At 57.8% G+C, this 13,622-nt stretch carries 10 protein-coding genes and 1 pseudogene; 7 read left to right on the forward strand and 4 right to left on the reverse strand.

What is annotated here, in order from left to right; translation table 11 throughout:
• The first annotated feature begins 67 nt into the window (after positions 1 to 67).
• The gene (locus AC0KW6_RS20605; RefSeq protein ID WP_474035925.1) at positions 68 to 1,027 is read left to right on the forward strand and encodes an IS5 family transposase; all 960 of its coding nucleotides are present in this window, start codon (positions 68 to 70) and stop codon (positions 1,025 to 1,027) included.
• 210 nt (positions 1,028 to 1,237) lie between these two features.
• Here the strand turns inward: AC0KW6_RS20605 and AC0KW6_RS20610 are convergent, their stop codons facing one another.
• On the reverse strand, positions 1,238 to 2,143 hold the full coding sequence (locus AC0KW6_RS20610) for a LysR family transcriptional regulator (RefSeq protein ID WP_474035927.1): 906 nt from the start codon (positions 2,141 to 2,143) through the stop codon (positions 1,238 to 1,240).
• Between the two features lie 206 nt (positions 2,144 to 2,349).
• Here AC0KW6_RS20610 and AC0KW6_RS20615 point away from each other — a divergent pair, with 206 nt between their 5' ends.
• The 5 genes from AC0KW6_RS20615 (at position 2,350) to AC0KW6_RS20635 (ending at position 9,560) form a co-directional block, all read left to right on the forward strand.
• Entirely contained in the window at positions 2,350 to 3,057 is a 708-nt protein-coding gene (locus AC0KW6_RS20615) for an isochorismatase family protein (protein ID WP_474035928.1), read from the forward strand.
• Positions 3,058 to 3,123: 66 nt separating this feature from the next.
• Positions 3,124 to 5,196 (forward strand): hydantoinase/oxoprolinase family protein, encoded by a 2,073-nt coding sequence (locus AC0KW6_RS20620; RefSeq protein WP_474035929.1) that lies wholly within the window; start codon positions 3,124 to 3,126, stop codon positions 5,194 to 5,196.
• Between the two features lie 13 nt (positions 5,197 to 5,209).
• Positions 5,210 to 6,988, forward strand: a complete 1,779-nt coding sequence (locus AC0KW6_RS20625) for a hydantoinase B/oxoprolinase family protein (protein ID WP_474035930.1) — start codon at positions 5,210 to 5,212, stop codon at positions 6,986 to 6,988.
• A 17-nt stretch (positions 6,989 to 7,005) separates the two neighbouring features.
• A complete protein-coding gene (locus tag AC0KW6_RS20630; RefSeq protein WP_474035931.1) occupies positions 7,006 to 8,058 on the forward strand; it encodes a GlxA family transcriptional regulator in 1,053 nt (350 codons plus the stop codon).
• Positions 8,055 to 9,560: an NCS1 family transporter gene (locus AC0KW6_RS20635; protein WP_474035932.1), complete on the forward strand. Its 1,506-nt coding sequence runs from the start codon at positions 8,055 to 8,057 to the stop codon at positions 9,558 to 9,560. Before AC0KW6_RS20630 ends, AC0KW6_RS20635 begins: the two co-directional genes overlap by 4 nt.
• Positions 9,561 to 10,245: 685 nt before the next feature.
• Here the strand turns inward: AC0KW6_RS20635 and AC0KW6_RS20640 are convergent.
• The 3 genes and pseudogenes from AC0KW6_RS20640 to rnk all read right to left on the reverse strand — a co-directional run.
• Positions 10,246 to 10,380 (reverse strand): annotated as a pseudogene (locus tag AC0KW6_RS20640) (IS110 family transposase); the annotation flags it as partial.
• 49 nt (positions 10,381 to 10,429) lie between these two features.
• On the reverse strand, positions 10,430 to 11,362 hold the full coding sequence (locus AC0KW6_RS20645; RefSeq protein ID WP_474035933.1) for an IS5 family transposase: 933 nt from the start codon (positions 11,360 to 11,362) through the stop codon (positions 10,430 to 10,432).
• Positions 11,363 to 11,931: 569 nt separating this feature from the next.
• A complete protein-coding gene (gene rnk / locus AC0KW6_RS20650; protein WP_474035934.1) occupies positions 11,932 to 12,372 on the reverse strand; it encodes a nucleoside diphosphate kinase regulator in 441 nt (146 codons plus the stop codon).
• Positions 12,373 to 12,491: 119 nt separating this feature from the next.
• Between rnk and AC0KW6_RS20655 the strand changes: the two genes are divergently transcribed.
• Complete coding sequence (locus AC0KW6_RS20655; protein WP_474035935.1) at positions 12,492 to 13,451, forward strand: IS5 family transposase; 960 nt, start codon at positions 12,492 to 12,494, stop codon at positions 13,449 to 13,451.
• The last annotated feature ends 171 nt before the right edge of the window (positions 13,452 to 13,622 follow it).

The following is a 13,622-nucleotide window of genomic DNA, read 5'->3' on the forward strand; positions in this document are numbered from 1 at the left end:
CACCTTGTTGCAGCGGTCGCGGATTTCGTTCAGGAAGCACGCTCTCTTATCGTGAAGGTTGCCCCTTATGCCGCACAAGTTCAATGCCGGGCGCCGGGGCCAGTTTCCGGCATCGAAGTTCTGCGTGACGAACTGGCCCGAGTATAACGAGGCGCTGCGCGGTCGCGGCGATCTGACGGTTTGGTTTGAGACGGGCGCTGCCGGGCAGTGGCGCGCGCCGAAGCGGAAAAGCCGCGGCGGTCAGGCGAAGTATTCCGATTTCTCGATTGAGACCTGCCTGACCTTGGGGTTGATCTTTCACCAGCCGCTTCGGCAGACGCAGGGCTTTGTCCGCGCGCTTCTGAAGCTGATGGGACTGGAACTGCCGGTGCCGGATTTCTCGACGCTGTCGCGACGGGCCAAGGGGCTTGCTGTAGAAGACGCCAGGCCGAAATCGAACGGGCCGGTCACGCTGATCGTGGACAGCACCGGGCTGAAGATGCACCGTGGCTCGGGTTGGCAGGAAGCCAAACATGGGACGGGAAAGACGCGCAAATCCTGGCGGAAACTCCATATCGGGTACGATCCGGGCAGTGGCGAGACCGTCGCCTCGCTTCTGACCACCGAACATGTTGGTGACGAGACCGCTTTGCTGGAACTGATCGACGGCCTTGATCTGCCGGTGGCTCGCGTGCTCGCCGATGGCGCCTATGACGGTACGGGTGTTCTGGATTGTCTCACCGAGGCCTTCGGGTCCAATGTCGAGATCATCATCCCGCCGCCAAAGACCGCCGTCTTGGGACGCAACGACCAGCGCGACGCTCATATCGAGCATATCGCCATACATGGCCGGATGGCATGGCAATCCGAGACGGGCTACAACAGCCGCGCCCTCGTCGAGGCCCAGATCGGGCGCCGCAAATCCGTCATCGGCCCCGGCCTGAAGTCAAGGGAATTTGACCGACAAGTCACCGAAAGCATGATCGCGACCAAGGCCCTGAACCGCATGACCGCCCTCGGACGTGCGGTCTTCGAACGTGTCGCATAAACCGTCGGGGAAAGGGGTGCCTATATCCAGATTTTGAACCATGCAACAACGTGGGCGCAGTGATAGCGCAAACGATGAAAAGCCGTGTTAGAGCAGTCAGTCATTAAACGGTTCGCAATTTCAATTTTCATCTGCCAAACTAAAATCCGCAAAGCAGCGTGAATGACCTCGTCGCTCACGGATTGAGCTTCAAAGGGGCAAATCTATAAATCACTGCCCTTTGATCAACTCATCTGCGACTGCGATAAAGTTCATGAGTGCAGGCGATTTGTAGGCTCGGTTCCAAACCAGGAGAGTGGATATCTCGGCTTCGCAATCCGAGATTGGTTTCGTCATAATCGTTCTTGGCTGAAACCTCGTTATCCCCTGCGCATAGACAGAAACTCCGAGGCCGCTGCCAACGAGGCCAAGGATCCCCAATGCATTTGACGCTTCGTATTTGACATCGATCGCATTGCCGCTTCTCAAGAACACATCGTCGATGAACAGGCGGAAAAAATCCCATTCAGCCATGCTACCCAAGACCATGGGGTACTGAGCTATTTCACTGAGCGTGACCGTTGGCCGGGTCGACAAGCGATGGTCCACTGGCAAGAGCGCGACGAGCCTCTCACTTGCCACTTTTCGGGTTTCGAACTGGGGGTGCTTGAATGGGCCCAGCATAAAGCCAACATCGATGTTGTTTCGGGACAGCTCAATTTTCTGCCCTTGAGTGCGAATATACTTCAGCTCCAGTTCTATGTCTGGGTAGCGGCGGGTAAATTCCCGCACCACCCCAGGCATGAGATCAAGCGCTGCGAAGGACATGTATCCGACGCGCAAAAACCCTTTCTTGCCCTCCGCTGCGATGCGCCCGGCTTGCACGGCCGCAGAAATTTCAGAGGAGATAAGCCTGGTCCGTTCGTAAAAGACCTCACCCGCGGCCGTCAGTGAAACTTCGCGAGTTGTGCGTCGGATGAGTTGGTAGCCAAGCTGCTCTTCCAGCTGTCGGATGCGTCGGCTGAGCGCGCTTTGGTCTATGGAAAGGCGTTCCGCTGCACGCCTGAAACTGAGTTCGACTGCGACCGCGTTGAAGGCTTCCAAGTCGCGAGTCTGAGGAGTGTGGGTCATTGTCATTTGTAATTTAGCTTCAGTTACAGATACATAGCACAAAATTCCTGATTAATGCAATTAGTGCATCAATAGTGGCCGATACGGCGATTGTTTATGAGCTGTGTGTGTCCGATTTTGTAGGTGGGAACTCTGACCCGAGATCAAGATGCCAATGCAGCAAAGGCTGACTGAGGCAGACATAGCGACTTACCAAATCGAAGGACAACAAAATGAATAATGTTGATCACGCAGCACTGGATAAGATGCTGCACGAGGCATTCGATGCTGCATCCGCACTGTACAAAGAGCGTGGCTTCCAACGCCGTGTGGGCTTTGGCAAGAAACCCGCCCTTGTCAGTGTCGACCTGGCAAATGCTTGGACCCGTCCCGGAAACCCATTCACTTGCGACCAGGAGAAGATGGACAGCGAGATCATTCCCGGCATGCAGCGCCTGTTGGAAGCCTGCCGGGCCAACGGGCATCCGGTCATCCATGTCACTACCGCCTATGAGATCACCGATCGGAAGGCGCCGTTCACTGACATGGGACTGTGGCACGACAAAATTCCGGTTGATGTGGTGGATTTGGCTGACAAAGACCTGTGGGCAATCGACAGCCGGATTGCACCGGTCGAAGGCGAGTATACGTTGCTCAAGAAACGGGCGAGTTCGTTCCACGGCACCGAACTGGCCGGCATTCTGCGTGCCAATGGCGTTGACACCATCCTAGTGACTGGTGTGACCGCTTGCGCCTGCGTGCGCCAGACAATCTGCGACGGTATTGCCGACGGCTTCCGTACGATTGCAGTGAAAGAGGCAATCGGCGACCGGGTGCCGGGTGCCGTCGCCTGGAACCTGTTCGACATCGACGCGAAGTTTGGTGACGTCGAGACCGTCGACACCTGTGTCGATTATCTCAACACCGTCAACAACCGTTAAACGCTGGAAAGATTTCCGGGAGGGTGCTCAAGCGCCCTCTCGGACAGGGAGGAATTGGAGGACATCATGGCTCGCATCGGCGTTGACGTAGGCGGTACAAATACCGACCTCGTACTGGAATGTAATAAGGGTACTTTTTTCCATAAAGTGCCCAGCACCTTGAAAGACCAATCTATCGGCGTGGTCGAGGGTATTCACCAGATTTGCGAAATTGCCGGGATTGACAAGGAGGCGATCGAAGTCATCAATCACGGCACGACTGTTGCGACGAATATTACCATCGAGCATAACGGCGCTGAAGTCGGGATGCTGACGACGAAAGGCTTCCGCGACATCTTGCACATCGGCCGCCACAAGCGACCGCACAACTTCTCACTGCATTTCGAAGTGCCTTGGCAGAACCGGCCGCTCGTCAAACGGCGCAACCGGATCGCTATCACTGAACGCATCCTGCCGCCTACCGGTGAGATTGAGACACCGCTGAACGAGGACGAAATCCGCAGTGCCTGCGCTCTTTTCCGCAAGCGCGGCATCAAGTCCGTCTGCATCGGCTTCATGTTTTCTTTCCTGAACGACGCGCATGAAAAGCGCGCCCGTGACATCGTGCTGGAAGAAATCCCCGATGCCTATGTGTCGGTGTCCTCTGATGTGTCAAACGTCATTCGCGAATACGAGCGGTTTTCCACGGTTGCCATGAACGCTTTTGTCGGCCCGCGGTCTGCCTGGTACCTTCGCAATCTTGAGCAGAAGGTCAAGGATGGCGGTATTCCAGCTAAGCTGCGCGTCATCCAGTCCAATGGCGGAATATCCACCATCGATGGATGTGCCAGAAAGCCCGTGAGCATTCTGATGAGCGGTCCGGCAGGTGGCGTGCTGGGGGCGCTTTCTGAAGCACGGCTGGCAGGGACCGATAACATCCTTACCGTGGATATTGGCGGTACGTCGGCTGACATTTCCACCATTGCTGCTGGTGAAATGCGTATCAAGAACCCGCGTGACACCCTGGTATCGGGACATGCGGTCATGGCCCCGATGATCGACCTGGAAACCATCGGCGCGGGCGGCGGGTCAATCGCTTATCTCGATGAGGCAGGCGGTTTCAACGTCGGACCCCGCTCAGCTGGTTCAGAGCCTGGACCTGCTTGTTACAACCGCGGCGGCACAGAGCCGACCGTGACCGACGCGCAAGTCGTACTGGGCCGCATGGATGCGGACAAGTTTCTTGGCGGTGATCTGCCGCTGGATCCGAGTCTGTCCCACAAGGCAATCAAGGAAAAGATCGCTGATCCTCTGGGTATTTCGGTGACCGAGGCCGCTCTTGGGATCATCAAGATCGTCAACAACAATATGGCGCTGACGATCCGTTCCAACTCAGTAGCGCGCGGCTATGACCCTCGTGAGTTCTCGCTCATGCCGTTTGGCGGCGCAGGCCCCTTCCATGGTGTTGCTCTGGCCGAGCTTGTTTCCGCGAAAGACGTGCTTGTTCCGATCGCGCCTGGGATCACAGCCGCCATGGGCCTGCTGGGCACTGACCTTCAGTACGAGCACACCCGCTCGGTCATCACCAGTCTGTTCAATGCCGACCAGGGCGCCATCGACAGGGTGAACGCAACCGTTGCTGAATTGAAGAATGTCGGTAAAGCCGATCTGGAGAATGACGGCATCCCGGAAGTGCAGCAGAATTTCGACGTTATCGCCGAAGTGCGCTATCACGGCCAAGGTTTCGAGCTGCGCGTGCCCATGCCCAAGGAAGGCTTGGCGCTGGCAAACGTACCGGACGTGATCAGCGCATTCCACAAACAGCATAAGGCAGACTACGGGTACTCCTTCGATGACAGCCTTGTCGAACTCTACAACGTGCGGGTCATCGCGTCGGCAAGTGTCCGGCACCTGGAGCTGACACCGCTTTCATTAGGCAGCCAGGACGATGTCAAGGCAGCCTTCATGTACGAGCGCGAAACTGTCTTCGACGATGGATCGGTGCATATGACACCGCGCCTGGATCGCGGAAAGCTTGGCGCGGGCACCCGTGTGGAAGGCCCGGCCATCATCATCCAGCACAATTCAACAACGCTGCTGCCGCCCGGCTATGCCGCCGAGGTTCAGGACTTCGGAAGCCTGCGCTTGAGCAAGTCCTGAGGGAGGAAAACCAATGCCAAAAGACATCAATAATCCGATCGACCCGGTCACCCTTCAGGTCATCCGGGGATCCATCGAAACCATTGCAGAGGAAATGGCACATGTTCTGTTCCGCATGTCCTTCTCCTCGATTATCCGGGAGTCCGAAGATCTGGGCGCCGGGCTGTTCGACACAGACTTCAACACGCTCTGCGAGTCTGAATCCACGCCGATGCATATCGGCTCGATTCCGGGGTATCTCCAGGGTATCGCGGATTCTCTGGACGATGGCGAATGGTATGAAGGTGATGTTGTCGTCCACAACCATCCCTACCTGGGTTCGTCGCATACACCTGATCTGGCGATTGTCATTCCGATTTTTCACGAGGGTGAACTGGTCGGATACGCGGGCAATACCGCGCATCATATTGATATTGGCGCCGCTACACCGGGCCTGATCATCGATGTGCCGGACGTCTATGCCGAGGGCATGCTCTTTGCTGGTACCAAGCTCTACCGGAAGGGTGTGCGCAATGAGACAATGTGGAATTTCATCCGCAATAATTCACGTGCCGCACGCCAGCTTGTGGATGACATCGAGGCACAGATCGCTTCTGCCAGGCTTGGTGTGAAGCGCTTCAAGGAATTGATGGAACGCTATGGCAAGGATCTGGTGTTCGGCGCCTGTAACCAGTTGATGGACTATTCCGAGAAAATGCTGCGGCAGAGGATCTCGGACATCCCGGATGGTGAATACCGGGCCGAAGGCTGGCTGGATGATGATGGGCGCAACCGCGGCCAGACGCTGCCGGTGAAAGTCTGTGTCAGGGTTGTCGGAGACACCATCGAAGTTGATCTGACCGGATCCGCGCCGCAGACGCCAACAGCCTACAACGTGCCATTTGAAGGATCCACAAAGGTGGCTGCATTCGCGGCTTTCCGCAAACTGCTGCTGGACACAGCTACTTCTGACACCAGGGTACCGTCAAACCAGGGATCCTTCCGGCCAATCAAGGTGACCGCTCCGGAAGGCACGATCTTTAATCCGATTGCGCCGGCTTCCGCCGAGGCCCGTTTTACCCAGTGCAACTTCATGATTGACCTGATCCTGAAGGCAATGGCGCCGGTCCTGCCCGAGGACATCATTGCCGGGTCGTCTGCCAGCATTTCCTTTGCCTCTTACGCAGGTGTTCGGGACGACGGGGAGTATTGGGTGTTCCTGGAAGTGAACGAAGGGGCCTATGGCGGCCGCCCGGACTCCGATGGCCCTGACGCCATTGACAATCTGATGGCCAACACCCGCAACAATCCGCTGGAAGACCTCGCGATGCATATCCCGATGATCTGCGAGCGGTACGAGTTGCGCGACGATGTGATGCCCGGTGCCGGCAAGCATCGCGGCGGGATCGGCGTTGTGAAGAGCCAGCGCATGCTGACCGACGGCATCATCACCCATGAGAGCGAACGGCATACCAATGTGCCATGGGGGATTTTCGGAGGAACGGAAGGTGCGGCCGGGAAGTGCGAGATCTATAACTTCTCCAGTACCGAACCTCCGCGTCAGATGCATTCCAAGTTCCATGGCGAGGACGTCCGGAAGGACGATGTGATGGCTTACTACAGCCCCTGCGGCGGCGGCTATGGCAGCCCGCTGGAACGCACTCCGGAAAAGGTTCTGGATGATGTCCTGGATGGTTTCTGCACACCGCAGCACGCCCGGGATGTTTATGGAGTGGTGCTCGATCTGGACGCCGAAACCGTTGACGTGACGGCGACCGAAGACCTGCGCCAAACGCTCGACACTTTGCGGTAAATAGTGCGGAGGCCGGCATGAGCACCGAAAGAATGACAAGCTATCGCAGCTTCATACCGAAGAGCGCGGCCTATTTCGCGGTGAAAGATGCCTTGCCTCCGCGCGACATCTACTTTCTTCTGCTGCCCAGGTTCACGATGCTGGCCCTGAGCAGCGCCATCGAACCTCTGCGTGTTGCAAACCAGCTCTCACAGCATGAACTCTACCGCTGGCACACGGTGGCAGACACCTCGGCGGTCGCAAGCTCCTGTGGCGTTGAACTGAATGCTCAATCCAGTCTTCACGGATTACAAACAACTGGTCAGCTGTTTGTGTGTTCTGGCACGGATCCCCAGAATGCGGCGTCCGCGCCGACAGTACAGGCCCTGCGCAGGTTTTCCCGGATGGGAGGGAAACTCGGTGCTCTGTGCACCGGTGCTTTCATCCTGGCTCGGCTTGGTCTGCTTCAGGACAGGCGCTTTACTCTCCATTGGGAAAACCAAGCCAGTTTCCGCGAACGTTTTCCTGAACTGGAGACCAGCGAAAGCATCTTCGAAATAGATGGGCCGCTCATGACCTGCGGCGGCGGACATGCCGCAACGGATATGATGCTGGCACTAATTTCCAGAGATTATGGCAAGGCCTTCGCGCAAGCTGTGGGGGACATGTGTCTGCATGGTGTGGCGCGTCCGCCGGGAACTCCACAAAAAACCTCCTTCGCTTTCGCCAACAATGCGCGGAACAGGCATGTCACAGCCGCAATCGAAATAATGGAGCGCAACTTGGAGAGCCCTTTGTGCTTGGACGAGATCGCCAAGGAATGCGGGTGTTCGCGTCGGCAGCTCGAGAGGATGTTCAAGAAGCTGCTCCGCATTTCACCGGCCAAATACTACCGAAATTTACGGCTCGATTTTGGACACAGTCTGCTGGTTGAAACGAATATGCAGCTCCTAGATGTGGCTGTCGCGGCAGGCTTCTCGTCTCGGACACAGTTTTCGAGGTGTTTTTCCGAACGTTTCGGAACACCGCCTTCGAGGATCGGCACGTCCCCTTGTGCCGGCAATTCAACCAACAGGGAAATCAAACAATGACAATGACCGAGAAAATCCGCGAAGCGGAACATGAACGCACTGGCTTGCTTGAAGAATCCATCCTACCGACACTGCTGGGGCAGCGTCCGCTCGGCTTGATTGGCTATGCTTGGATATGGGTCGGAATTGCAGTCATCATCGCAACTTATTCACTAGGTGCAGCCGGAGTTGGCGGTGGTGTTCCGCTGGCAACGGTTATCCTGGTGATCATGCTGGCCAACATCGGGATTGGCGCATTCATGGTGCTGACAGCAGATATCGGGACCGAACATGGCTTGTCCTTTGCCGTCTACCTTCGCGCGCCGTTTGGCATTTACGGCACGCATCTTCCGGCTATCTCCCGTGGCTTGGTTGCCGCAATGTGGTTCGGCATTCAAACCTACCTCGGAGCGCTGGCTCTGAACGGGATCGGCCAGTACTTTCTGGACTTCGACAATTGGATCGTCTGGTACGCAGTGTTCGGCATCATCCAGATCGTGAACACCGCGATGGGGATCAAATCGGTTGAACGGCTCGCGTCGCTGGCAGCACCTGCCATTATCGCGATTTCGATCTGGATGTATTATACGCTGGAAGGTGTCGCCTCGACACAAGGTGTGAACATCTGGACCTTTGAAGGGACTGGCGAAATGTCCCTGCTGGTGCTTTTTATCGCCAACCTGGGCTTCTGGTCGACGCTTGCCATCGACATTCCCAACCTGACGCGGTTTGTAAAGACCGATGCTGGAGCCAAAGGCTTTGTCTCGCGCAACAAGAACGTCTTTCTTGCGCAATTGGTTGCCTTGCCGGTCACCCAAGCACTTATTGCTGGTATCGGAGGCGTTTCGTTCATTGCTACCGGCAATTGGAACCCGATCGAAGTCATCCAAGGCGAAGGTGAGGGACTGTCGCTAGTCATTTTGCTTGCGCTCGTGGTACTGGCACAGTGGTCAACTAACAACTCCGCCAACCTCATCCCCTCAGCGCTGACCTTCATCAACCTTGCGCCGCGCGTGATTAACTACAAGGTAGGCGTTGCGCTTGCGGGAGTCGTCGGCACGCTGTGCTTCCCATGGGAAATTCTGAACAACCTGTTCGTCTTCCTGGGCTACTACGGGGCATTTCTGTCTGCCATCGGCGGCATAATGGTGGCCGACTATTACATTCTGAGGAAGCGCCGCCTCAACGTGCCGGACCTGTTCAAGACCGATGGCCAGTTCCGCTACTCTGGCGGTTTCAATCCAGCGGGCTTGATTGCATGGATAGTGGCTGGAGGCATTGCAGCCTGGTATTCGCAGTACGCATTCGTCATCGGATTCCCGCTGGGCCTCGTGCTCTATGCCTTGCTGATGAAGACTATCGTTCTGCCAGGGAACCCGCAGGCTGAGATCAGTAGCGGACACGCAAATGAGTTTCTCGCGACAAGCGAGGGGGTCAGCTGGGTCTATCTTGGCGAAGGGCAGTTCCGGCGAATGGCACCTGCAGAAACTCATGATGAAGAAATAAGCCGCGAAGACTTGTAAAGTTCTTAATTGACCCTCCCCGACTTGCCCGCACCAAAACGGTGCGGGCTCTTTTTATTCACTCGAACCTCGGATGTTGACCAAAGTTAGATGTGTGCCTGACCTTCTCCATTTCGCCCTAGTTTTCAGTCAGTACCTACCATCTGAATGCATAGCTCTCAGTTCTGCACCAGGCGCTGGGGATCTATGTGAGAGTGTTTCTCCGCCAGTGGAGCACCGGCGCCCCTCAGAGATCCGGACCATCGAAGGCGGGAGCGGAGCTTGATCAACGCCGGCGCGTCCCAAACAGCCTTCTCGATAAACCCTCAATTCTACTGCGTTGAAGCAATTATATGAGGGGTGACACAGCAAATCTAGGCTCCAGACTTCGGTAACGAGGCCGTCCCAGTCAAGCGGTTTTAGGCAAGCAAATTGATCCGCCAAAGCGGTTCCGCCGGTTCTATTCTAGCCCTTCCTGCTTTTTGCTGCGGCTTTCGGTTGAGGTCTTTCGGGTACATGCTTCGGTCCGTGGTCAGCGCGCTGGCTGCCAACATGATGCTGGTTCGATGCAATTCCGATGTGCCCATCTCATTGGCGTGCTTGACGGAAGTCAGCGACAGTCCAGACCACGGCATCATCGGAACCACGTCCTTGCGGGACCTCGAAGGCCTGCGATCAAGCAGGCGAAGGGTGGAGGAGCATTCGGTCAGCCCATGTTCGGCGCGGTATCCGGCTGGAATACTGTGCCATCGACCCAGATCCGATGAAGTATCACCGCAATACGGCGAGCCAAGGCAACCATCGCGCACTTGCGTCCACGGCGCTGTGCGAGCTGGGCGGCATTGTTGCAGAACCCAGCAACTGAGCGAGTTTTCCCTTTCCCATTGAATTCAGGCCACGCGTTCGATCTCGGCCATGCCGAGTTCGTTGAAGCGGTTCATGAGGGCGATACGGATGTGGATTTCGGCGGTCTGGCGGTCGGGGTCTCGTGAGGCGATGCGTTCGCCGAAGGATTTCAGGCATCGCATCTTTGCCTCGATCCGACTTCGGGCATGATAGCCGGTCCATCGCTTCCAGATGGCCCGCCCGAGGTGCCGGGTGGCGCGCAGGATCTCGTTGCGAGCCGTCGCGGCCGGACAGTCTTCTTTCCAAAGGCGCCCGTTCTTGCGGATGGGGATGACGGCGGCGGCGCCTCGATCCAGGATGGCCGTATGGCAGCGGCGCGTGTCGTAGGCGCCATCGCCGGTCACGGTGCCGATCTGTTCCTCTGGCGGCACCTGGCTCAGCAGTTCGGGCAGGACCGGACTGTCGCCTTTGTCGCTGGAGGTGAACTCCACCGCCCGGATGTCGCCGGTGCCGGTGTCCATCGCCAGATGAACTTTTCGGTATTGGCGCCTGCGATGGGTTCCATGCTTGCGGGCCAGCCACTCGCCATCGCCGAGGAACTTGATCCCGGTACTGTCCACCAACAGGTTCAGCGGGCCTGCCGCGCGACGGCCCGATATCTGGACGGTGATGGATTTCTGGCGTCGGCTCAGGGTGGAAAAGTCGGGCACCGGCCAGTCCAACCCGGCCATCGTCAGGATGCTGCCCACCATCCCGGTCGTTTGCCTCAACGGCAGGCCGAACAGCACTTTCACCATCAAACAAAACTGAATCGCCGCATCCGAGAACACAGCAGGGCGACCGTTGCGACCGGCCCTGGGTGCCAGCCACACCATGTCCTTGTCCAGCCAGATCAGCAGCGAGCCGCGCTGCTTCAGCGCGTCGTTGTAGGACTTCCAGTTCGTCGTGCGGTAGCGGGCGGGTTCAGGCTTGCTCATGCGAGCCTCTTAACCCACCGGATTCTCAAGGTGAATCCGCATTGGTCAAGTTCTGCAACAACGCCGACAGCAGTGCCGCAATCATATCTTTGAGCAGCCGCGGGTAGGCCGCCGCCGCACTGCCGCCTGATCAAGCGCTAGGGACGTGATCCGGCTAACGAGCCACGCCGCTGCAAAATAGGCCAGCGCAGTGACAGCGGGCAAAAGGGTTTCGCTATCGTTAAAAAATCCGGTCGGCCACGATGGCGACAGGAGCAGCCCAAAGCAAATTAGCGTCAACAGGGTCGGCCACAGAAACCGGCGGATATGCTGCTTCACGCTCATGACCGGACCCCGCGCCCTGCAGCGGCTCGCGGCAGGGTTTCGTTATAGTTAACACAAATTGGGCGATTGCCGATGCAGGTCATTTCGCTGTCTCCGGACGAACGGTAAGAGTTGGGGCAGTATCGCCAGTAGATCGCATGTCACCCAGGGTGGCCGTTCGGTGGCAATGTCACATCAATGCGGTTTTCCACTCTGGGGGGCGGTTCAGCACATCGCCGGACCATTTCTCCGATAACATCCAGGTGTTACCCGTCATCGGGGTCAGGCGTATCTTCCACACGGATCACCGTCAGCATCCGGCGCTGGTGATCGCGCGTGTCCCAGTGAAAAGCAGCGCCTTCGGACAGTCCCAGCAGCGCGACACCGACCGGTGTCATCACCGAAACCCGCTGACGCGCTATATCAGCCTCCTCCGGATAGACAAGTGTGACGGTTCTCTCCTGACCGGTCGCCTCGTCTCTGAAAACGACGCGGCTGCCGATCCCGATCACATCCCCGGGCATCCGCTCAGGCGGAACGATCCGGGCGCGGCTCAGTTCGTCCAGAAGACGATCGGCAAGCGCCGGATTGCGGCTGAACGCGCCTTCAGCAAGCGCCTCGATGTGGGAAAGCTCGTCAGCATTGATTATGATATGCGGCTGATCAGTATGGGACGTGCTGGGTGCCTTGGTCATAGCGGTAGACATGGGTCTGATCCTTTGTTGATGGCCGGAAAGAAAAAGGGGTTGGGGCGCTGCAGGGAGCGTGTTGCACAAGTCGTTTCCGATGCGTAGCTGGTCTTTCGATTTGACTGCGGGATGCTGGGATGCCTTTCAAATTCAACGCGTCGCGGCGGGATAAGTTTGCGAAGGCAAAGTACCGTGTGACGAACTGGGCCGAATACAACGAGGTGCTCCGCCAGCGTGGTGACGTAACGGTCTGGTTCAGCGAAGACGCGGTGTCTCGGTGGTGCGCAGCGCGCTCTGGCAAGCGCGGTGGTCAACAACGATATTCTGATCTGGCGATCGAGACCTGCTTGACCCTGCGCGCCGTGTCCGGCTTGCCGCTTCGCCAAACGCAGGGCTTTGTCCGCAGTCTGCTGCGGCTCATGCAGACGGACCTCCCCGTGCCGGATTTTTCGACGCTTTGCCGGCGGGCGCCATCGCTTCAGATCGCGCCAGACACCCGGACAGCCAGTGGTCCGATCGCGCTGGTTGTGGACAGCACAGGGCTGCGCGTCCACGGTGGCCGCGAGTGGATGCGGGAGAAGCACGGGCTGCCGAAGGCCCGCAAGATATGGCGCAAACTGCATATCGGCTTCGATCCGGAGAGCGGCGAGCTTGTGGCGTCCTGCCTGACACCTCAGCATGCCGGGGACACCGGCGCTCTGCCCGGCCTTCTTGCCGAGGTATCCGGTCCGGTGCGCCGTTTCATCGGAGACGGAGCTTATGATGGTGTACCAACCGCCGCGACAATCCGGCACCCGTTTGGTCCGGATGTCGAGTTGATCATTCCGCCGCCGAAGAACGCCGTTCCCGGAGATTGCCAGACACGCAACGCCCATCTCGACATGATAACCGAAACTGGCCGAATGGCATGGCAGAGGGCCACTGGCTATGGTCAGAGATCGCGCGGCGAGGCCCAGATCGGGCGCTGCAAGCAGGTCATCGGACCGGAACTGCGCAGCCGCAACATGGAGACCCAGACAACCGAAGCCCGCATCGCTGTCAACGCCCTCAACCGCATGACCCGTCTCGGTCGTGCGGCCTATGAGCGTGTCGCATAACGAACCGGGGAAAGGGGCAAATGCGGCCCGAGCGCTATTCGTGCAACGCGGTCCGGCCAAAGTCTTCCGCGAAAAAATGATAGAGGAGATCGGCCGCCGCCCCTACCCTCGCAGGCAATAGGAGCCGCGGTTTTGGTATCGCTCACACCGCTGGCAGGCCCCCCCCTCGGT

The organism is Leisingera sp. SA215, assembly GCF_055902035.1.